General features: G+C 42.7%; 20 protein-coding genes and 1 rRNA gene. 10 read left to right on the top strand and 11 right to left on the bottom strand.

Annotated features, from left to right (window positions below; genetic code table 11):
• A 16S ribosomal RNA gene (locus tag ACIQ0C_RS25840) occupies nt 1–65 on the bottom strand; the annotation flags it as partial.
• A gap of 270 nt (nt 66–335) precedes the next feature.
• The gene (locus tag ACIQ0C_RS25845; RefSeq protein ID WP_402842714.1) at nt 336–1,211 is read right to left on the bottom strand and encodes a nucleotidyltransferase-like protein; all 876 of its coding nucleotides are present in this window, start codon (nt 1,209–1,211) and stop codon (nt 336–338) included.
• A gap of 174 nt (nt 1,212–1,385) precedes the next feature.
• On the opposite strand from ACIQ0C_RS25845, the gene ACIQ0C_RS25850 reads away from it, so the two are divergent.
• Nucleotides 1,386–1,739, top strand: coding sequence for a YgzB family protein (locus ACIQ0C_RS25850; protein WP_034305326.1), 354 nt, complete (start codon nt 1,386–1,388; stop codon nt 1,737–1,739).
• Nucleotides 1,740–1,834: 95 nt separating this feature from the next.
• On the opposite strand, the gene perR is transcribed toward ACIQ0C_RS25850, so the two are convergent.
• The 8 genes from perR to ACIQ0C_RS25890 form a co-directional block, all read right to left on the bottom strand.
• On the bottom strand, nt 1,835–2,278 hold the full coding sequence (gene perR, locus ACIQ0C_RS25855; RefSeq protein WP_076371177.1) for a peroxide-responsive transcriptional repressor PerR: 444 nt from the start codon (nt 2,276–2,278) through the stop codon (nt 1,835–1,837).
• A 156-nt stretch (nt 2,279–2,434) separates the two neighbouring features.
• The gene (locus ACIQ0C_RS25860) at nt 2,435–3,379 is read right to left on the bottom strand and encodes a D-2-hydroxyacid dehydrogenase (protein WP_403065388.1); all 945 of its coding nucleotides are present in this window, start codon (nt 3,377–3,379) and stop codon (nt 2,435–2,437) included.
• Between the two features lie 148 nt (nt 3,380–3,527).
• Nucleotides 3,528–4,637, bottom strand: coding sequence for an aminopeptidase (locus ACIQ0C_RS25865; RefSeq protein WP_403065391.1), 1,110 nt, complete (start codon nt 4,635–4,637; stop codon nt 3,528–3,530).
• Between the two features lie 11 nt (nt 4,638–4,648).
• On the bottom strand, nt 4,649–5,119 hold the full coding sequence (gene bcp, locus ACIQ0C_RS25870; protein ID WP_402842562.1) for a thioredoxin-dependent thiol peroxidase: 471 nt from the start codon (nt 5,117–5,119) through the stop codon (nt 4,649–4,651).
• 62 nt (nt 5,120–5,181) lie between these two features.
• Nucleotides 5,182–5,601, bottom strand: coding sequence for a potassium channel family protein (locus ACIQ0C_RS25875; RefSeq protein WP_098370627.1), 420 nt, complete (start codon nt 5,599–5,601; stop codon nt 5,182–5,184).
• A gap of 489 nt (nt 5,602–6,090) precedes the next feature.
• The gene (locus tag ACIQ0C_RS25880; protein ID WP_403065394.1) at nt 6,091–6,876 is read right to left on the bottom strand and encodes an ABC transporter permease; all 786 of its coding nucleotides are present in this window, start codon (nt 6,874–6,876) and stop codon (nt 6,091–6,093) included.
• A 4-nt stretch (nt 6,877–6,880) separates the two neighbouring features.
• Nucleotides 6,881–7,672: an ABC transporter permease gene (locus ACIQ0C_RS25885; RefSeq protein ID WP_127777302.1), complete on the bottom strand. Its 792-nt coding sequence runs from the start codon at nt 7,670–7,672 to the stop codon at nt 6,881–6,883.
• Between the two features lie 48 nt (nt 7,673–7,720).
• Nucleotides 7,721–8,728 carry an ABC transporter ATP-binding protein gene (locus ACIQ0C_RS25890; protein ID WP_063234835.1) on the bottom strand — a complete coding sequence of 336 codons (1,008 nt, stop codon included), beginning with the start codon at nt 8,726–8,728 and terminating at the stop codon, nt 7,721–7,723.
• 150 nt (nt 8,729–8,878) lie between these two features.
• Here ACIQ0C_RS25890 and ACIQ0C_RS25895 point away from each other — a divergent pair, with 150 nt between their 5' ends.
• The 4 genes from ACIQ0C_RS25895 (at nt 8,879) to ACIQ0C_RS25910 (ending at nt 16,869) form a co-directional block, all read left to right on the top strand.
• Nucleotides 8,879–9,199: a hypothetical protein gene (locus ACIQ0C_RS25895; RefSeq protein ID WP_402842569.1), complete on the top strand. Its 321-nt coding sequence runs from the start codon at nt 8,879–8,881 to the stop codon at nt 9,197–9,199.
• A gap of 143 nt (nt 9,200–9,342) precedes the next feature.
• The gene (locus ACIQ0C_RS25900; RefSeq protein ID WP_403065397.1) at nt 9,343–10,632 is read left to right on the top strand and encodes a glutamate-1-semialdehyde 2,1-aminomutase; all 1,290 of its coding nucleotides are present in this window, start codon (nt 9,343–9,345) and stop codon (nt 10,630–10,632) included.
• A 341-nt stretch (nt 10,633–10,973) separates the two neighbouring features.
• A complete protein-coding gene (locus ACIQ0C_RS25905) occupies nt 10,974–15,446 on the top strand; it encodes a glutamate synthase-related protein (RefSeq protein WP_403065400.1) in 4,473 nt (1,490 codons plus the stop codon).
• A gap of 331 nt (nt 15,447–15,777) precedes the next feature.
• On the top strand, nt 15,778–16,869 hold the full coding sequence (locus ACIQ0C_RS25910; RefSeq protein ID WP_403065403.1) for an FUSC family protein: 1,092 nt from the start codon (nt 15,778–15,780) through the stop codon (nt 16,867–16,869).
• Nucleotides 16,870–16,926: 57 nt separating this feature from the next.
• Here ACIQ0C_RS25910 and ACIQ0C_RS25915 read toward each other — a convergent pair whose 3' ends face one another.
• On the bottom strand, nt 16,927–17,385 hold the full coding sequence (locus ACIQ0C_RS25915; protein ID WP_403065406.1) for a MarR family winged helix-turn-helix transcriptional regulator: 459 nt from the start codon (nt 17,383–17,385) through the stop codon (nt 16,927–16,929).
• A 328-nt stretch (nt 17,386–17,713) separates the two neighbouring features.
• Here ACIQ0C_RS25915 and ACIQ0C_RS25920 point away from each other — a divergent pair, with 328 nt between their 5' ends.
• The 5 genes from ACIQ0C_RS25920 to ACIQ0C_RS25940 all read left to right on the top strand — a co-directional run bounded on the left by ACIQ0C_RS25920 (nt 17,714) and on the right by ACIQ0C_RS25940 (nt 22,134).
• On the top strand, nt 17,714–18,352 hold the full coding sequence (locus ACIQ0C_RS25920; protein WP_402842582.1) for a biotin/lipoyl-containing protein: 639 nt from the start codon (nt 17,714–17,716) through the stop codon (nt 18,350–18,352).
• Nucleotides 18,353–18,392: 40 nt separating this feature from the next.
• Nucleotides 18,393–20,012 carry a DHA2 family efflux MFS transporter permease subunit gene (locus ACIQ0C_RS25925; protein ID WP_403065409.1) on the top strand — a complete coding sequence of 540 codons (1,620 nt, stop codon included), beginning with the start codon at nt 18,393–18,395 and terminating at the stop codon, nt 20,010–20,012.
• An 18-nt stretch (nt 20,013–20,030) separates the two neighbouring features.
• Complete coding sequence (locus tag ACIQ0C_RS25930; RefSeq protein WP_402842585.1) at nt 20,031–20,561, top strand: NAD(P)H-dependent oxidoreductase; 531 nt, start codon at nt 20,031–20,033, stop codon at nt 20,559–20,561.
• A gap of 13 nt (nt 20,562–20,574) precedes the next feature.
• Complete coding sequence (locus ACIQ0C_RS25935) at nt 20,575–20,922, top strand: hypothetical protein (RefSeq protein WP_403065412.1); 348 nt, start codon at nt 20,575–20,577, stop codon at nt 20,920–20,922.
• 291 nt (nt 20,923–21,213) lie between these two features.
• The gene (locus ACIQ0C_RS25940; RefSeq protein ID WP_402842591.1) at nt 21,214–22,134 is read left to right on the top strand and encodes an EamA family transporter; all 921 of its coding nucleotides are present in this window, start codon (nt 21,214–21,216) and stop codon (nt 22,132–22,134) included.
• The last annotated feature ends 143 nt before the right edge of the window (nt 22,135–22,277 follow it).

A 22,277-nucleotide genomic window follows, 5' to 3' on the forward strand; every position in this document is an offset into this window, starting at 1 on the left:
TCGACTTGCATGTATTAGGCACGCCGCCAGCGTTCGTCCTGAGCCAGGATCAAACTCTCCGAAGAAATGTTTGACTTGCTCATTCGCTTTTTTGATAGTGTGTGCTCACTTAAAATTTAACGTTGGCGCTTTGTTTTGTTCAGTTTTCAAAGAGCAATTTCGATGTCGTCTACTTCGTAAGCGACTTTTACATCTTATCATGTTTTCAACTAAGTTGTCAACATGTTTTTTTATTTTTATTTGTTTTGATGAAGCTGCGAAAGCTGATGTCCCGCAGCGACATGTATTAATATAACACCTATATTATCATTGGTCAACAATAAAAATGCATTTTTTTAAAAGTTTTTTGATACCCGATAAAACCGATGATATACCTCGTGCCCTTTTGTCTCCGCTTTGATGACGTCGATTACCTTCTTCTCTATCAAATATTCCAATAAAACGCCTAGGTCGACTGAATAAAACTTAACTTCCGGATGCTCCATAAGCTCCGCAATCGTCCACGGATCTTCTTTCATCCCCATTATTTCGAGCAAATGCTGTGAACCTGCATTCGTCCTCGAATAAATAAGAAATTCGCTTGCAAGGAATAAAAGCTCCAATCTTTTTTCGAGCGTTTCCTCACTGCTGATCAATTCTTTATACAACTTGTAAATTTCAGGTTCCATATGCTTCACTTGGTTCCAGACAGTAACCTCCGGATAAAAGCCTTGTTCTATTATCTCCAAACGGGCCAAGTGATGCAGGGAATGAACGATATGGTTGTATGCCTCAAGATGATGGCCCTTTTCAAAGAAGCTTTTCCCATCCATGTACCTGCGAATTAGCTTCGCGAACTCCATCCCCATCTTTAACTTCCTTCCATAGAAGGGGAACTCCCGGATTTCGGTTTTCAAACGGTCCAAATATTCATTCCGGTCAAAAAGGACCTTCCCGTTATATATCCAGTCAACGACTTTGCGGTTCGTGCCTAATAGGAGCCATTCTTTTAACTGGTCTTCCTTTACGATATGCAGGGCTGCCTTTTTATCCTGGTAAGTGTAATGTTTTAAAAACACGGCCTCTTCGGCTTCATCTGCAATTACAAAAAGGATGTAGTCAAATGTATCGGTAATCGGGCTATTATCATCTCTTTTTTCTACTAACAAGATTCCAAGTGTAGATTTTAAACTTGCTCGCTCTTGATAAATCGGGCGAAGGATATCTTCCATCATAAATTCCTCCAAAACCTTTTTTTTAGATTTTCGACAAAACTCTTCAAATTCCTGCTTAGTTCCCTTACCCCAAATCATTTCAATTCAAAAGTAATATGTATCCTTTATTTCTTTTTTGTTCCATCCATTGTTTATGTTATAGTTAAAGTTATATTTTAGGAGGGACAATCCATGGCTAAATATTCTAGCAAAATCAATAAAATACGCACTTTTGCTTTGAGTTTGATTTTCATTGGCTTTATCGTAATGTACCTTGGGCTTTTCTTCAAAACACACCCTGTTGTCATGACGATTTTCATGGGGCTGGGCCTTTTATTCATAATCGCAAGCACAGGGGTTTATTTTTGGATTGGAATGCTTTCCACAAAATCGATCCAGGTTGTCTGCCCTAACTGCAGCAAACCAACAAAAATACTAGGGCGTGTAGATATTTGCATGCATTGCGAAGAACCATTGACACTTGACAAAAAGTTGGAAGGCGAAGAATTCAACGAGAAATATAACCGGAAAAGCCTGCATGACTAGGTCGGCTAGTTGAATTCCCTTTCCAGAAGTCTTTAACAATTGTATCATTTCTTCATAACATGAAAAAAAGTTCCAACCAAGTGGAGGAACTTTTTTTAATGCGATTCTTTTTTCGCACAATCCGTACAGTCGCCGTAGATTTCCATCCGATGGTGACTAACATTGAAACCAGTGACTTGTGCTGCGAAATGCTCGACTTCATCCAATGCAGGATAATCGAAATCCACAATTTTCCCGCAAGTTTGGCAAATTACATGATAATGATTCGTCGTCACAAAATCAAACCTTGCTGAAGAATCACCATACGTAAGTTCTTTTACCAATCCTACCTCACGGAACACACGCAGGTTGTTATAAACCGTTGCCACACTCATATTTGGAAACTTGCCTTCCAGCGCTTTATATATATCATCAGCGGTAGGGTGGGACATGGAGCTTATCAAATACTCAAGTATCGCATGGCGTTGAGGAGTTATTCTTACACCGGTATCTTTTAAGGAATCCAACGCTTCTTTTAACTGAACTTCAGACACCGTCATCCACCTCTTTTTCTCATTAAGTATGCATTCTTAAATTATAATGTTTATAAATAGTGTACCTTTTATGCGTTGAATTTGTCAATAATTCAATGGCTTAACCATTCTTTTTTAGTTTATTCATGAACACTTTGAATCTTTCCCATTTTTGCATTGAGTTTAGTATCCCCTTGATAAGTCGATTACGTTGGTGAAGTCTTTTCCAGCTTTCAGGTATTCATGCATGTTTTTTTCGAATATGGCAAAGGTTCTTGGTAAATATTCTCCGCTTTTACTTGAAAGATGCGGTGTGACTGTAACATTCTCCATCCTCCAAAACGGATGCCCTTTTCCTAAAGGTTCCGGATCAAATACATCCAAGATGGCATGAGACAATTCCCCAGCATCCAGGGCTTCGATCAACACTTCATCGTTAATCAGGTCGCCGCGGCCAATATTCACGAATACTGCAGATTCTTTCATTGCTTTAAAGTGTTCTTTTTCCAGAAGGCCCTTCGTTTCATCCGTACTTGGCAGGACGGATACAATATAATCGGCTCCCGGTATGGCTTCCAATAAATTATCCAGGGTAAAGAGGTGATCGATGGATTCCACTGGTTTCCCGCTCCGGTTCACTCCTATCGTCGTCATCCCAAAGGCTTTCCCAAGGCGAGCCACTTCCCCTCCAATTGCACCCACACCAATAACGAGCATGGTCTTGCCATTCAATTCCCCTACTTCAATCTTTCTATCCCACAATTCTTCCTTTTCATTCTTCATAAGCAGTTTCAATTTCTTTTCATTTTGCAAAAGCATCCCTATCGTATACTCGGCCATCGGGATTTTATGAATGCCTCTTGCGTTGGTCACCAGAATGCCCCGTTCCTCGATGGCTTTAAATGGCATTAGTTCCATCCCTGCACTCATGACCATGATCCATTTCAAGTTCACAGCTTTCCCAATGATCTCTTCAGTTAAGTCTTCACCATATGTAATTAAGATTTCCGCTTCACGAAGCGGCCCATCCGTCCATCCTTTTTGATAAATGAAGTTCAAATCAGGAAATGCTTCCATCATCTTCGTTTGGATGCCTTCATTCGGGATGACAGTCGAAAGTATTAACATGTTTATCTCTCCCTTTTAATTAACATAAAAAAACACGGGCTCTATGTGTCCCGCGCAACTTTCTCTGAGGAGGTATTCCCTTAATAAAGCATATTCATGTGTCCCCTTTTTGAGTTGGACAAAAGCCTTACCCTTATTAAAAAAGGCTTTATTTTAAAGAATTTGGGTTTAATGCATCTAATTCCGGCAAAATGAAAACGCCATCCCTTCTGATCAGGACGTCGTCAAAATAGATGTCACCACCCCCATATTCCGGACGCTGGATCAAGACCATATCCCAATGTATCGATGAACGGTTTCCATTATCCGCTTCTTCATAGGCAAGTCCAAGAGCCAAGTGCAGACTCCCGCTTATTTTCTCATCGAACAAAATATCGTCCATAGGTTCCAATATGTATGGATTGATTCCAATAGCGAACTCCCCGATAAACCGGGAACCTTCATCAATATTCAGGATTTGGTTCATTTCAGAGTCACGATTGGAAGTCGCTTTAATGATTTTCCCCTTTTTCAAGTTTAATTCTATGTCACTAAAGGTGATTCCTTCATAGGTTGTAGGTGTGTTGAATGATATCCTTCCATTGAGACTTTCTTTTATGGGTGCCGTAAACACTTCCCCATCCGGTAAATTCTTTTTTCCGGCACATATGACGGCCGGCATGAATTTGATGGAAAAGGTCAAATCTGTCCTTGGTGAAACGATCCTGACTTTGTCAGTACGTTCCATCAATTGTTTTAACGGTTTCAAGGCCGCCTCCATTTTCCCGTAATCCATTGTGCATACGCTCAAAAGAAAGTCTTCGTACCTGTTGAAGGTCATGCCGGCTTTTTGCGCTGATGCCTTTGTGGGATAATTAAGCAAGACCCAACGTCGGTTGTTTACATAAAAAAGTGTAGGGGAATTCATAGCCTCCCCTTGAAGACGGTGCCTCTCGATGGGAACATCAGTCATTTCACCATCGTTTTCTTCACCTGCGATGATGATGACCGCATCGATATCCGTATATTTCTTCAAGGCCCATTGCGAAGCTGTGTCAAGTTGTTCCTTCACATTCCCTTGTAACAGGTGGCGGCTTATCTCATCGTCTTCGAGTTCTACATATGGATAAGCGCCCACTCTGTATATTTCATCAATCAGCTCTTTCAATAATGGTTTTGTGTTAATATGCCCCCGCATGAGGATTCTCTCTTTTGGCTGTAATTGTATCGAATGATGAATCAGCCTGGCCGCAAGCTTCGTTATTCGCTCATCCTTCATCTGCCTGTCCCTTATTTTTCGAGGTCGCGAAGAGTTTCAAGCGCTTCTTCGACGTGGCCTTTGACTTTTACTTTACGCCATTCTTTGACTACGTTTCCAGCCTTATCAATCAAGAAAGTTGAACGTTCAATGCCCATATACTCCTTGCCGAAGTTCTTTTTCAATTGCCAAACATCAAATGATTCAGCCGCTTCATGATTTTCGTCAGCCAACAGCAAAAAAGGCAATCCATGTTTTTCGATGAATTTTTCATGACGTGCAACTGGATCTGGGCTGATACCAATGATGACCGCGTTCAATTCCTCGAATTGTTCATTATGGTCCCGGAAATCACAGGCCTCCGTCGTGCAACCTGGCGTCATGTCTTTTGGATAAAAATATAAAACAATGTTTTTCCCCTTAAAATCCGATAGGGAAACCGTTTCTCCATTGTTTGCAGGGAGTTTGAAATCAGGTGCTTTTTCTCCAATTTTAACAGTCATATTGAACCCTCCATTTCTTTCATTATGGTAAGAGTACCCAATAATCGAAAGAAACACAACTTTCATTTACCCTTTCTATCTTTCTGCTCCAAATCGATCACCGTCCGAATCACGAACGCTGCCGGCAGTGTATACCCAATGAAAGCCTGAATGGTAGCTATCATCCTGCCCATGCCAATCGGGGCTATATCTCCATACCCTACAGAAAACATCGTCATCGCACTAAAATAAAAAGAAGTCTTCAATTGTTCATAGAAAGTCCCATCCAATCGATTGCCCATATCAAGAATCACCGAATGATTCTGAAGCTCGTATAATAAATAAATCAGTGCAAATCCAACTAATATCGTCGCATATAAATTGCCAAGCCACAGCATATCCTCCAGAGAAAACTTCTTTCCTCCCGACTCAACAAGAAATAACGTCCGAATGCTCATCACCATGCAAAAAATGATCCCTGCAATCAAGATGTAGAAAGTCATCCCCCACGCCCCATTTCAAAACGCCACTTCCTCTATACATACTCCCTGTCCAAACAATATATTCTTTTTTAGGAATCATCCTTATCACCTACACACCATAAAACAGCCTGCATTTGAGCTGTACGCCATTGTCGAAAACCCGTTGTGACTGCTTCAAGCGACTCTTTTGATTGTTTGGTTCCCATCTAGACGGGGGTTGCGATCAACCTTGAAGCTTATGCACCTGTGCCCATCGCGCATCAATGGAAGTATTCGTGAAAGTGGAGCGCGATAACCTATTAACAGGTGAGAAACAGCTTACGGCCGCGCTTTTTTAACGATGCTGGCCATAGATGAAGACGGTAAGCGGACAAACGCACCTCAAGTCATACCGGAAACGGGAGAGGAAAAACAGCAATATGTTCAAGCACAAGCAAGATATATTGAAAGAAAGAATAAACGCAACTAAACAAAAACCCCTTCAACATGAATGCTGTTGAAGGGGTTCTTTTAGTTCCCTGCCCCGCGGTACCTCTTCACTCCCTGATTCCATATGAAAACGGATATCACGAAAAAGGCAACCCCAATTACAGGTGTGGCAAATGCATATGCATACCACTCTTCTTTTCTTAGGAAATAAGATGCCGGATAGACACCGACAAACGCGAATGGCAGCACCCATGTAAGGACAAAACGGATGACCTTATTATAAATATCAACAGGATAGCGCCCATAGTTCCCGATATTGTACATCATTGGCATGATGGATGTTTTCGCATCCGACCAAAACCCAATGCTTGCTATCGCAACGAATATGGCTGCATAAGCAAGTGCCCCGCCTATTGCAAAAATGACGAAAAGAATCGGGTCATACCACGCAAGCTGCAGATCCAATGAAATCGCCGAATAGAATATAATGATCAAACCGGTCACAACACCAAATAACGCTTCAAGTTCGATTCTTTCTAAAATGACTTGAAACAGGCTATGTATCGGTCTTGTTAATATCCGGTCCATTTCACCTTTGACGATATAGCGGTCATTAAAATCCCAGATGTTGAAAAAGGCAGAAAAAAGGGCAAATGGGATAAGGAAGAATCCATAAATGAATATGATTTCTTCACGGCTCCAGCCGCTTAAAAATTGGGTATGCCCGAAAACGACTAAGATAAATACCAGATTCACGACCTGATTCAGCAGATCTGATAGGATTTCCATAAAGAAATCGGCTCTATATTGCAATCTTGTTTTCATATACTGACTCACATATTGAAAAAACATCGATACATAAAACATCCCGTCAACCTCCTTGAATAATCAGCTGTTTTTTTGCGACTATCCATAAAAGCTGAATCGGTATTAAGAGAATGATGCACCAAATTAACTGCTGTAAAAGCGCCATGCCAATTTCGCCTGAACTGTACCCATTCGTAAAAATCATGCTTGGTACATAGCTGATTCCTTGAAACGGTAAATATTTCATCACTTCCTGCGCCCATATCGGGTAGAAACTGATGGGCAGCAGCAGACCGGAAAATAGATCAATGATAACCCTTTTAGCCCGGATCAATCCGGCATTATTATATAAGAAAAAGGTAGTGATTCCCGTCAATAAGTTAATTTGTGTATTGATGATGAAACTGAACAGCAAGGAAATGCCGAATATCCCCCAAGTAGCCGGCTCGTGCGGCAATTCAATAGGAAAAATGAAAGCTACCAGCAGCATTCCTGGAATCGAGAAGAAGAAGAAACGGAATATCCCCTCCCCAAGTCCTTGCATCGTTTTCATGCCTAAATAGTTATAAGGCCGGATCATTTCAATGGCGACCTTGCCGTCTTTAATTTCAGTGGCGATTTCGCGGTCAATATTATTGAAATAAAAAGCGCGCGCCATCCATGCAACCGCGACATAGGTTGTCATCTGCATACCTGAAAGTCCTTCGATGGAGCTTTTTTCTCCATATATCGCATTCCATAAGAAATAATAAGCACCGATATTAATGCTATAAATTAAAATGCCGGTATAATAATCCGTTCGATACGCAAGCATCATCAAAAAACGCATGCGGATCATTGCAAGATACTTCCCCATGGCCCTCCCCCTTCTTGATAGACACGTTGTTTCTTAATGATAAGAGAGTCAGACAGTGCCTTCTTCGTAAATGTTGCGAACAATCTCTTCAATGGACGTTTCATGAATTTTGATGTCCTTTATTTTAAAGTGAGATACGACAGCCGAAACAAGCTGTGAAATATGATCACTTTCTTCTTTCAACAAGGCAATGTATGTTTGATTTTTCTCATCATAAACCCAGTTAGCGGTAAATGGGAGCGCTAATGATTGCAATTCCTTCAATGCAATCGGCTCGATGAATTGAAAATGGATCTGTTTTTCCTCAGCCCAGTTATCTTTTAAACTCTGCAATTCCCCATCATAAATGATCTGTCCTTCATCAAGCATGATTACGCGCTCACATAATGCTTCAATGTCTCCTAAATCATGGGTAGTCAAAAGGATTGTCGTATTATATTTCTCATTGATTTCTTTCAGGAACTCACGGATCTTCATTTTCACGAGTACATCAAGTCCAATCGTCGGCTCATCCAGGAACAGCAAAGGCGGATTATGGATCAATGCTGCGGCAAGCTCGCAGCGCATTCGCTGACCAAGTGAGAGTTTACGCACTGGTTTGTCCAGCAAAGGTCCGATGTCGAGCGTCTTGATGACATGTTCCATATGATCGTTATATTGTTCATCCGTTACCTTATAGACCTTTTTTAACAGCCTAAAGGATTCTTGAACCGCAATATCCCACCAAAGCTGTGAGCGCTGACCGAATACGACTCCGATTGTCTGAGTGAACTTTTCCCTCTCTTTATGTGGATTCATGCCATTTACCGTGATTTCGCCTGCTGTCGGTTCCAAAATACCTGTCAGCATTTTGATCGTGGTCGATTTCCCTGCACCATTTTCCCCGATATAAGCTACCATCTCACCCTTTTTTACAGTAAAATTGATATCATTGACGGCAGGGACGATCTTATAATTTCTAGTAAGTAAATCCCGGAAGGCACCCTTTAGCCCTGTACGGCTTGATGCCGACTTAAATTCCTTCCGAAGTTGTTTCACTTGAATTGCATCACTCATCCTGTTACATCCTCCGTAATCTCTTGTCCTAATGAATTAGTTTATCCAACCTAACCTTTTTAGACAATAAAAATGCTTGGATGCCATATACCATTTTCAGGGTGAAATGAACGTCGTACCAGATACATAGATAAAGGAGGCGAGAATACTTTGGATATCAAAAAATTATTACTATCCCAAATCGAAAAGGTCGTTATCGGCCTCCGATATGACTTTCTTTATGAAGATGAATACGGGGAATTATTATGCCAGGTCATCCAAAGGGATTCCAGCGGGTCGATCGAAAGCACCCCCTTAAGTTTCCACATTCGCATTAATGAAGAAAAAGGAACCGGTCATCTAATCTATTACCAAGCCCAGGGTGAAATGAACCGCCAATCCTTTGACATCGAAAACCCTGCCACCATCTTGGCCATTCTTACTTTCATATCCGGAGTTTTGGGCTCCAACCACATTTCCGAAATAAAATGATGGCCCGGAATCCTGATTCTTCTTGGGTACAGCGTATCCTCCAGGGGAAGAATCACATTTCCTAGCCTTCCACCCCAGATTTACGGACGGAAAAGTGCTATGATTAAGGGGAAATATGTTTATATTTATAGGAGGTTTTAAGATTGGATTTTAGTAATTCGGAGCTTTTACATAAAGAGGCATTGGAACATATCGTTGGCGGGGTTAACAGCCCATCCCGTTCTTACAAAGCTGTAGGCGGCGGTTCGCCCGTTGCGATGGATCATGCCAAAGGGGCTTATTTCTGGGATGTTGATGGCAATAAATATATCGATTATTTAGCTGCATATGGCCCGATCATCACAGGGCATGCGCATCCACATATTACGGAGGCTATCGTTAAAGCAGCAGAAACCGGCGTATTATACGGCACTCCGACAAAACATGAAGTCAAATTTGCCAAAATGTTGAAAGAAGCCATACCATCCATGGATAAAGTCCGCTTCACCAATTCAGGCACTGAATCAGTCATGTCCACCATCCGTGTTGCCCGTGCATACACAGGGCGCGATAAGATCATCAAGTTTGCAGGCTGTTACCATGGACACTCCGACCTTGTTCTCGTCGCTGCGGGTTCCGGCCCGTCCACTCTAGGAACACCGGACTCTGCCGGCGTTCCAAAAAGCATTGCACAAGAAGTCATCACGGTACCTTTCAATGATATCGATTCGTTTAAAGAAGCACTTGATAAATGGGGCAATGAAATTGCAGGAGTGCTGGTCGAACCGATCGTCGGCAACTTTGGAATCGTGGAACCAGGTCCTGGCTTCTTGGAAGAAGTCATTTCATTGTCTCACGAAGCCGGATCACTTGTCATTTTCGACGAGGTCATCACAGCGTTCCGCTTCATGTATGGAGGAGCACAGGATTACTTGGGAATTCAACCCGATTTGACCGCGCTTGGAAAAATCATCGGGGGCGGGCTTCCCATTGGTGCCTATGGCGGTAAAAAAGAGATCATGGATTCTGTCGCACCTCTGGGACCAGCCTATCAAGCTGGTACGATGGCAGGAAATCCGGCTTCCATGCTTTCCGGGATTGCTTGCTTGGAAGTACTTAAAGAAGAGGGGCTGTACGATGAGCTTGACCGGCTGGGGAAAACCCTTGAAGAAGGTATCCTGAAAGCGGCTCGCCAATATAATGTACCGATCACCATCAACCGCCTTAAAGGGGCATTGACGATTTATTTCACGACAGAAAAAATTGAAAACTATGAGCAGGCGGAAAATACGGATGGCGAAATGTTCGCCAAGTTCTTCAAACTCATGCTCAATCAGGGAATCAATTTGGCACCATCCAAATACGAAGCCTGGTTCTTGACAATTGCTCACACGGATGATGATATCGCTTATACTTTAAAAGGGGTTGAACATGCATTCAAAAACCTAATATAATAAATTGAGTCAGCATAATTATGCATTTTTTTATACACCCTCAGGATGTACATCAATCTTGAGGGTTTCTTATTTCCCTGTAATAAATCTTTAATATTAGCATTTTAAGCCACTCCTCACAAAAATCCCTTTTAATCACAGCATCCATTCCATTGTATAAAAAATTGATTTCTGAATATTTAAATGATATGATATGAATACATTTATATACATTTATACACTTTCTTTCAATCTATCAAAACTTGGACTATTGTTCGGGTTTACTAATATTTCCCCCATTAAACACATGCTACAGGAGGTGAAAGGCAGAGAATAAGGGTAACCTTATTCAAGCCACAAATATGGCCCAACAATGGACACCTGCTACATTCAAAGAATTTCACAAGGTAGAACATGACGCCTGCGGAATCGTTTCCTGCATCGAAAAAAAGAAGATCCCTACTAACGAAAACATCTTTGCCTGTATCGACGCCCTGGTTAAAATGAACCATCGCTGCGGCTTCATCAATGGTGAGGGCGATGGCGCCGGCATCCATATCGATATTCCCCGGGCTCTTTGGAAAAAGAAGCTTGAAGCGGTAAATGTCGATTCAGGCATCGTCGATCAAGATACCTTCATAGTCGGCCACTTATTTTTAAGCAAAAAAACAGAAGCTAACGACTTAAAGATCGAAGTTAAGGAGAAACTGCTCCAACATGGTCTCTCATTGATATTCGAAACGGATAAAGCCTACCGTTCCGAGGCATTGGGACCGATTGCCATTCAAGAAGACCCAGTGTTCTGGCAATTTGCCTGTTCCTCCACCATCAATGACAACCAGGAGCTTTCAAATGTTCTTTTTGAGCTGACTTCCGACATCGAAAAAAGTGATTTCATCCATGTTGCCTCTTTAAGCCAGCATCATGCGGTATACAAAGTGATGGGTGCGGGGGATACGCTCCCTGCCTATTATCTTGATCTTGCCGATCCTTTGGCTGCCTCCACCATGACACTGGGACATAATCGCTTTTCAACTAATACTCTATCAAGCTTCTTCCGGGTCCAGCCTTTCAGTGTACTTGGCCATAATGGCGAAATCAATACCATCGCCAAATTGCGTGATGAAGCGAAAATGATCGGAGTTCCCATCGCTAAAGATGGAAGCGACTCTCAGGATTTAAACAAGACGATCGAAACTTTCATCTGCCGTCATGGCTACTCTTTATTTGAAGCTGTCGACCTTATGTTTCCGCCAATCATCAATGAAATCAAGGAATATCCCGAGCACCTACAAGATTTATATACGTATTTAAGGGAAGCATGGGGGCATTTTGCACAAGGTCCGGCAGGCATCATCTCCCGTTTCGGCGATGAAGCCGTGTTCTCTGTCGACTCTTTAGGCTTGCGCCCGTTATGGAATATTGAAACGGAATCATCCTATATGTTCACTTCCGAACCAGGAATCATCCCTTCCAGTGAATATACCGGAGATCCGAAACCGATGGGTCCAGGGGAAAAAATCGGTTTGAAATGGAACGGCGACCGTATTGAATTGTACACATACAAGGATTACCAGGATAAAGTGTTTGAACTCTTCAATGATCGTTTCGTCCTTTCCAATGACCGAGTCCGCTTACAGCCCCAAGTTTTTGAAAAGGTTGTCTCCATGACAAACACGCAAGCCATTCATAATGGTCAGTATAAAGCATTTGGGTGGGAAAGGGAGCATGTCCAATTAGTGGAACAGATGGCCGAAAAAGGCGCTGAGCCAATTCGTTCACTTGGTCATGATGCGCCACTGGCAGCACTTAATCCCCAACGGACCAACATTGCTGATTTCATCAAGGAAAGTGTGGCCGTTGTAACCAACCCAGCGATCGACCGGGACCGGGAAACCGAGCACTTCTCAACAAGAACGATCATCGGAAAGCGCCCTTCCCTTTTCGAAGCGAATAAGGCAGGAAAGGTAACGGAGCTGCTGACTCCCTTATTGATTGAAGGATCTACGGGTTATGAGTGCTCATCTATCGTATCGCAGCCAAGCTACGACCAGTTCATTAAATTTAATCAAGATCAAAAACTGGTGCACTTCATTTCAAGCACATTCAAAGAGGATGAAAACATCACGGATGCCCTGACCAGGATTACGGATGAAAGTGTCAATGCTGTGGATGAAGGAAAAACGCTGCTCGTTCTGGATGATGCCCTTGCCCATCAAAACGGCAACCTTTGGCTTGATCCACACCTCGTCACTTCAGCCGTCGACCAAGCGTTGGTCCGAACAGGCAAGCGTCGTGATTGTTCCATCCTTTTACGTTCAGCGTCGCTAAGGTCACTGCATGATATCATCGTTTCTTATGGTCTTGGGGCCAACTTAATCAGCCCCTATTATATGTTCCTTTCCTTATCTTCAGATGACCATAAGGGGGTTACCAATCTATATAACTCCTTGACGAAAGGGCTTGAGAAAGTCATCTCCACCATTGGCATACATGAACTGCGCGGCTATGGAAGGCTATTCTCAAGCATCGGTTTACATGAGGAAATCGCGAAATATTTAAATGTAGCTAATTTCTTCGGATCCAATGATCTGGACTATAATTTTGATAAAATCAAGGCAGATGCCATCCAGCGTGCAGAGGATTACGGCAATGAAAAAGAACGGATGGGCAAGACCTTCCATCTATTCCCTAGAATTTGGAAATCCATCGGGGAAGTTGCTTCAACCGGGGACTATGATGCTTATCGCGAAAAGATAACTGAACAGGAAGAATCCAATCCGACGACGATCCGCCACTTGACATCATTAAAAACTTCAGATGCTTCCATCCCTTCTGAAGAAGTCAGTCTTTCGGTCGGTGAACAGGAATTGCCATTCGTCATAGCCTCCATGTCCTTTGGATCACAAAATGAGATTGCTTTCCGGGCCTATGCAGAAGCTGCCGAGAGGTTAGGCATGATCAGCATGAATGGTGAAGGCGGGGAAATAAAGGATATGCTGGGCAAGTACCCGAAGTCCCGCGGACAGCAAATCGCTTCCGGACGTTTCGGTGTCAATGCAGAACTCCTGAACTCCTCAAATCTATTGGAAATTAAAATTGGGCAAGGGGCAAAACCCGGTGAAGGCGGTCACCTTCCCGGTTCCAAGGTCACAGCCAAAATCGCAGAAGCCCGAAATGCAACAATCGGTTCCGATTTGATCTCCCCTTCCAATAACCATGATATATACTCAATTGAAGATTTGGCCCAAATGATCCATGAGCTAAAAACGGCAAACGACAAGGCAAAAGTTGCCGTCAAAGTACCAGTCGTTCCAAACATTGGTACGATTGCTGTCGGCGTCGCAAAAGCTGGGGCCGATATCATAACGCTTTCCGGTTTTGATGGCGGAACGGGTGCTGCCAGGATCCATGCACTCGCTCATGTCGGTCTACCAGTTGAGATAGGTGTGAAAGCGGCCCATAATGCATTGCTTGAGTCAGGTATCCGACAGAACGTTGAAATTTGGGCTGACGGTGGGTTAAAAAGCTCGATGGATGTATTGAAGGTAATGCTGCTTGGTGCAAACCGGGTAGGCTTTGGGACCCTTTCTATGATTGCCGTCGGCTGTACAACGTGCCGTGGATGTCACCTTGATACTTGCCATGTGGGCATCGCCACCCAAATTGAATCGGAAGCCCAGGCGAAAGAACATGGGCTGCGCCGTTTTGTTCCACGAAAATTTGATTTAGCCGTTCAAGGGTTAACGAATATGTTCAGTGCATTTGCAAAAGAACTCAAATCTTTGACCGGATCACTTGGAGTGAAGAATCTTCAGGATATCGTCGGACGTTCTGATTTGCTGCAGCAAGTTAAAGGTCAGCAATCATTGGATTTAACCTATTTATTAAAAAACCTGGATATAACACCGTTCTCGCATAAGGAAACGGCGGCATATTTGAATGAAGGCTCCATGCAGGTAGCCGTTGGCGCTGAATATCTTGATTCGCATGTAGATGACCTGCAGCAATCCCGTAGCTATAGCTCGATCACTTCCGAGCAGCGTGTACTCGGCAGCAGGGTGTCCTGTCACCGAGTTAGGGGCAGGTTGGATGGATCATACAAAAAACTTCCTCCCGTTCACCTATCCTACCAGGATGGTTCCATTCCGGGTAATGGACTTGGGGCGTACAATACGGAGGGAATTTCAATCAGCGTGAATGGCGGTGCCCAGGATGGTATCGGCAAAACATCGATTGGCGGTAATATTGCCATCTTTAAATCTCCAGGAAAAGATGGGAAGTTCTACAACGGCTCTGTCGGCAAGGGCTTTGGTTACGGTGCACAGCATGGGCTCCTCATTGCCCAGGGTGATGCCGATGCCAGGGCGGGAATCCGCCTTTCCGGAGCGGATATGATCATTGGCGGATTATTGAAACAACCGCTTCCTAAAAAGGAAAACGGTAATATTGCGGTTACTTCCAATATTAAGGGATTCGCTTTTGAATACATGACAAATGGAAGAGGTTTAGTTCTGGGTGATCCCGGTCCATGGATTTGCGCAGGGATGACAGGCGGTGTCGTTTATTTACGGCAGCAGCCTGAATCTGGATTAACCAAAGAGGTCATTAAGAAACGGGTTGCGAAAGGGGCAAAGATTTCCATTGAGCCCCTATCTGCAAAAGGCCTGCAGGATGTGGCCGAACTTCTTGGCAAATACACGGCCCTCCTGAAAGATCATGGCCAAACCGAGGAGGCGGCCTCTTTAGAGACACTGCTTCAAAATCCTGGAGAGCACTTCCTTCAGGTCGTTCCAGTTAAAGAACAGGCGGACCCTGCTGTATCCACGGAGTGATGCCGAAAATATATAAAAAGAAAGGCTGATGCTCTTCGATTCGAGCATCAGCCTTTTCCAGTCATATTCCTCTGGGATAGTCTTCAAACGATTGAAAAACAATGCTGAAAGCAATCAAGAAATTGCCTATCCTTTCTTTATATATTAAACTTGATTTTAACTATTGTAACTCTTAGGAAAATCCTGTATATTACTTTTTGTTTACATCATCTTATTTTAGTGTAAAGTACTAACAAATAAGTTAGAATACAACTTTAAGCAAAAGCCTATATATTAATAGAGCCTTTTCTTACCAGATCCATTACAACACAAAGAAAGGATTAACCCATATATGAAGTTTGGTGCCCGCATTCTCAAAACAGGAATAGCAATTGTTTTAGCGCTTTATCTATCGGAACTGCTTAACCTTCCTGCTCCTGTCCTTTCTGGGATTGCTGCAATTTTTGCAATACAGCCGACCATTTACCGTTCATATCAAACGGTATTGGAGCAAATTCAAGGAAATATCATTGGCGCATTGGTTGCTGTCTCCTTCGTTTTGTTGTTCGGAAATGATATTTTTATGATCGGTCTTGCCGTAATGGTTGTCATAACCATCAATTTAAAACTGAAAATGGATAAAACGATTGTCCTTTCCATCGTGACGGTCATTGCCATCATGGAAAGCCAGGACGGGGACTTCCTTAATTTTGCCTTTATTCGTCTTTCATCCGTTTTGCTTGGAATCGTTTCTTCGTTTATCGTGAATCTTGTTTTCATTCCTCCAAGGTACGAAGCAAAGCTTTATACACGCATTACAGATGTAACGGAAGACATCTTGAAATGGATCAGAATCAGCACAAGACATGCTACAGAACACACTTTATTGAAAAAAGACATCAGCCGACTGAAGGCAGAGTTACTCGATCTGGAACAAATCTATTCCATGTACAAAGAGGAACGGGAATATTTCAAAAAGAACAGTGTAGCTAAAGCAAGAAAGCTTGTCGTTTATCGGCAAATGACCATAACGACAAAAAAAGCGTTTGAAACCTTGAAAAGAGTCCATAAATTCGAGAATGAAGTATATCAAATGCCTGAAGATTTCCAACGGAGCATCTTACAGCAGCTTGATTCCTTGATTCGCAAGCATGAACAGTTGATATTACTGCATATCGAAAAAATCAAGTCAATCGAGGAGATTGAGGATTGGGACCAGGATTGTTTAAGTCGTAAAGAGCTGCTCGCCCACTTTTTCGAACAGCAGAATCAAGTGGACGAAATGCATGATAACCTGGGCCACCTCTCTGCCCGACTTGTACCATTGATTTCTGCAGTCATAGAATATGACGAACAATTGGAACACCTTGAAAAGCTGATCGTCAGCTTCCAGTCCTTCCATAAGGAAGACAACGAAATATCTGTCCAATATGAAGAAGATTAAAAAAAGACGGTTCCCGGGAACCGTCTTTTTTCGTCTCTATTTAGAGCATGCACTCATTCAATCATCCATAAGGTTCTTATCAGCAGCCTTTTCAATCGTATCCAATTTCTTTAAAAGATCCTGCAGCTCATCTTCCGAGAATGAATTGAAGTTCTTGCCCATCAATTCGTTATGTTCCGCAAGGACTCTCCCCAAAATTGCTTCCCCAGCCTCTTTCAATTCCAGGTTGATGACCCTGCGATCCTTATCAGAGGGCTGCCGTTTCACATAATCCATTTCGACCAACTTATCTACAAATACGGTAATCGCACTTGGCTTTACGGTTAAGAAGTCAGCCAGCTGGGTCGATTTAATCGACCCCTCTTTTTTCAATATCAATAAAATGAAAAACTGAGGCGATGTTAATCCATAAGGCTGAAGATTTTTTGCTACGATGGCCCTAAGCTTCTTCCTGATCCGAAAAATCTGCATTTCTATACTATTAGTTACTTCCCATTTAAATTCCAGCCTTCTCACTCCTTATATAGGACAATCCTACCTCTTAAATTTAATTAAATGACATTCCAATGTCAACTTTACTTTCCATATATCCTTAAAACTAAAAAAAATTCAAATTTTTACTATTTCACTGTATTTATTTCCCATCATTATTCCGAATAAATTACATGACAAAAAATAATTAAACTGGTAAACTCTTTACTTAATAATATTAATACTTATAAAAATTAATATTTATTAAAATTAATAAATAAACATTAGAATAGGAGGCGGTGGCATTTCTAGCTAATGACCGTTAAACAAAAAAAAGGAATACATCATCAATATTTTTTTGGAGGCGAAACAAGTGAATAGAGGACGTTTAGTTTTAATCAATGTCATTGGTTTGGTTATTATAATAGCGGTATTGGCCGGTGGGGCTTATTACTATTATGAAAGCACGAATTTCATTAAAACGGATGAAGCGAAAGTGTCGGGAGAGCTATATACCATCGTTGCCCCTGCTGCCGGTAAACTTGCAGATTGGGACTTACACGAAGGAGACAGTGTAAGTAAGAATGACAAAGTTGCCAATGTAACCACCTTAGACGGAAAAGAAGCGGTAAAAACCGCAGCACAAGGTACTATCGTTAAAACACAAGTTCATGATGAACAGCTTGTTCAAGCGGGTCAAACGCTAGCTCAGACCATCAATATGGATGATCTGTCCATAACGGCTAATATTGAAGAAAATAAATTAAAGGATATTGAAAAAGGCGACAGCGTCGATATTATCATCGATGGAGATCCCGATACTGTCTTCGAAGGTACATTGGAACAGATAGGTTATGCTACTACGTCTGTCTTTTCAGTGATGGGCAATCAAAACAGCAGCGGAAACTATACGAAAGTCACCCAAAAGGTACCAGTGAAAATTTCCATCAAAGCACCATCCGATAAAGTTCTGCCTGGAATGAACGCAGAAGTGAAAATTTCGACTAAATAAACCAGCTATACAGTTATACAGAAAGGAGGCTTTTCTTTAAATGGCTTCTCAAACCATCACAGTAAATGAAAACAAGGGAATGAAACAGTTTGCCCCCATGTTAATTATCTTAATGCTAGGTTTGTTCATGGTCATTTTGAATCAAACCCTGCTTAGCGTCGCCATGCCTAGGATGATGGCAGAATTCAATGTAACTGCGACTACGATTCAATGGTTATCAACAGGATTCATGCTCGTGAATGGAGCCTTGATCCCACTGTCCGCTTTTTTAATAGAACGGTTTGGCACGCGCATTTTATTCCTTGCTGCCATGTTTCTATTCACAGTCGGGACATTCATCTGCGGCATCGCACCAAATTTCCCCGTCATCCTTACAGGCCGGCTGATTCAAGCGGCTGGCGGCGGGATCCTGCAGCCATTGGTCATGACGATCATTCTTTTCATCTTCCCTCCGGAAATGCGCGGGAAAGGAATGGGAATCTTTGGACTTGCCATTATGTTTGCCCCTGCAATCGGCCCGACTTTATCAGGTTGGGTCATTCAGGAATATAGCTGGCGGGTCATGTTCTACGCAATGGTGCCATTAGGCATGATAGTCATGACGCTCGCCTTTTTAAGTATGCGTAATGTAGCTGAACCAAAGAAAATCAAATTGGATTTGTTGGGTGCGTCTCTATCCTTGCTAGGCGTTGCATCATTACTATACGGTGTCAGTGAAGCAGGTTCCAAAAGCTGGACGGATCCCATCGTTCTGGGAACGATCATCATTGGGCTGATCCTTTTGACGCTATTTGTGGTTCAACAGCTAAAATCGGAAACGCCTATGCTCGACTTCCGTGTATTTAAGTATGACATGTTCGTATTATCCAATATCATTTCTGCAATCGTCACAGTGGCCATGTTTACCGGGATATTCTTATTGCCTATATATTTGCAGACTTTAAGAGGCTTTACACCAGTTCAATCCGGCCTATTGATGTTACCCGGAGCCCTTGTGATGATGGTGATGTCACCCATTTCAGGAGCATTATTTGACAAAATCGGCCCTCGTCCATTAGCACTTCTTGGTTTAGCTATCACTGCTGTCACAACCTTCGAATTCGCTAAATTGACTACGGAAACTACCTATTCGACTTTGGTCATCATCTATGCAATCCGCGCACTTGGAATGTCTTTACTGATGATGCCGATCATGACTGCTGGGATGAATCAGCTTCCTAAGCATTTGAATACACATGGTACGGCTATGAGCAATACGCTGAAACAAGTGACTGGAGCCATTGGTACGAGCTTCGTTACGACCATTTATACAACCCGCGCTTCTTTCCATGGATCTGCTTTAGGAACGGAAATGAGTACGAGTGATCCCGGTTTCGTTCAGAATTTCCAAACAATCGTTCAATCCATCATGACTTCGATGAATCAAACAAGTGAACAGGCACAGGAAACTGCCATGTCGCTGATTTCTTCCCAAATCCAGGGTCAAGCAAATGTGATGGGAATCAATGATGCATTCTTTTGGGCAACAGGCTTCGCAATTGCCGGTATCGTTCTTTCACTGTTTTTGCGTGACGTTCGGAAGGACAAAGCAATGAAAAAAGCTAAACATGAACATTTGGATGTACCTTTGCTTCCTTCACCAGTAAAAAAATCGGTTTAATTAAATGGGGGAATAAAAATGAAGATTTATGTTGTTTACGACAGTGAAGGTAACCATACGAAAGCACTTGCCGAATCAATTGCCCAGGGAGCAGCTGCGGTCCCTGGCGCTGAGGTTCTCATTGACCATGTAAACGAGGCGGATGTTTATAAGCTTCAGGAAATGGATGCCATCATTTGGGGCTGTCCCGGTCATTTCGGCACCATCAGTTCGAGTTTAAAAACATGGATTGATAAACTTGGTTATCTATGGGCGGAAGGTGCCCTGATCAATAAAGTGGGTGCTGTGTTTTGTACAACGGCCACCGTACATGGCGGACTCGAGGCTACCATGCTTAACTTAATCACCCCTATGCTTCATCAAGGCATGATCATTGTCGGTTTGCCCGGCACTGTCCCGGAAAACGCCTTATATGGTTCCTACTATGGAGTGGGGATAAGCTGTCCGCCCGGTGTGGATGACAACATCACCCAAAATGACTTACAGCTTGGAGAAGCATTAGGAAAACGGGTAGCCCATGTCACCCGTTCATTCATAAACGAGCTCTAGGAGGCTTGATTCAATGGGCATAATTCTAATTATCATCGTTGCCATATTAGCGGTTACGGGCTTGATCACATACAATATCAAAGCCTTATCACCTGAAGGTAAGCCGCGGGGTGTCGAGGAAGAGGACCCGCTTGAAGAGTCCGCTTTCTCTTCGGCTGATGATTCCGTTACCGAGATCATCTCCCCAACAGACAATGATGAATTGAAAATGAAAGATCAGGATTATCGTTTGGCACTTTCCAAGCTTCACAAACAAAAGCCAAAAGATGAGCCAGCTTCAGAAAAAAAGCCTAATCTTCGCAAAATGAAAGACGCGGAATACCGTGGTACATTGGAAGACTTCCAGCAAAATGGCGATTGAAGCCCATCCCCCAATTGGCATATTCGCCTCTTTTGGGGTTTTCAATTACTATGCAGAAAGGAATATTTCCGACCTCTCCCACTGCCTCGGCTTAAAGTTAGACCCCCAACCTTAACTTATTTTTCTGGTTGACAAATATTCACAAAGACCTTAAGCTAAGGTAATGCAACACATACATTTTTTTAAACTCAGCTTTTGTTGAGAGACGGAATTTTAAAAGGATTTCCTTTTTTCGTTCGTCACTTGCCGTTTTGGCAGGTGGCGATTTTTATTTTTATAGGGGGGAAAAACATGCAACTTTTGAAGTATTCCATAATGGTCTTAATCGGTTCGATCTCATACGGCACTTTATCCACCATGATGAAGTTTGGATTCATGGATGGCCATTCTTCTGGAGAACTGGTCGGCAGTCAATATCTTGTCGGTTGGCTGATTGTCTCCGTTTTATTTCTTTTTTCGTTTAAATATAAAGTTTCATGGAAGAGTGCCGGATTACTTTTAATCACGGGAATGATGTCCACTTTCGTCGGAAAGGCATATGCCGTTTCCGTATCCGAGCTTCCCGCTTCGATTGCCGTTGTCTTTTTATTTCAATTTACCTGGATAGGCGTCCTTATAGAAAGCTTCTTAAATAAAAGACGCCCGGATAAAAATAAACTCATTGCCATTTTCGTTCTTTTCATCGGTACATTATTGGCAGGGGCGATCTTTGGTCAGCCTCTATCTGGTCTAAGCCTAAAAGGCGTATCGTTCGGTCTACTGTCTGCGTTGCTTTTTGCGCTGTATATGTACTGCAACTCTCAATTCGCAGTTGGGGAATCTTCAATGAAACGGCTGTTTTTCATTGCAACGGGTGGTATGCTGACTGCTGTATTCACGACTAACCCCGTCACGCTTGTGACGGACCTTGTCCAAACGAACCTATGGTACTACGGTCTGCTCCTCGGCACTTTGGGTGTTTTGGTTCCTTTCTTTTTCTTTGCTGTCAGTTTGCCGAAAGTGGGGGTCGGGCTTGGAACGATTCTTTGTGCTGCGGAACTGCCTTCAGCGATGGTCGTTTCCGTCATCTTCTTGAATGAACAGGTTACGTCACTGCAATGGATCGGGATGTGCTTGATCATCGTCGGCATCGCCTTGCCTGAGGGAATAAAGCATCTGCCGCAATTCCTTCCTGACAGAAAAAAAACGCTGCATGAAAAAAGGATTTCATAACGTTCATGCACCAGTTCGTATCAGAATAAAAAAGAAGACCATTCCCGTTATGAACTGCACCCCAATTGTTAGACACCATCTAACAATTGGAGGTGCTATTTTTTATGACAAAATATTCATTAGAGTTGAAATTAAAAGCTGTC

The sequence above is a fragment of the Peribacillus sp. NPDC096448 genome (genome assembly GCF_044762675.1).
In the GTDB taxonomy this organism is placed as follows: domain Bacteria; phylum Bacillota; class Bacilli; order Bacillales; family DSM-1321; genus Peribacillus; species Peribacillus frigoritolerans_B.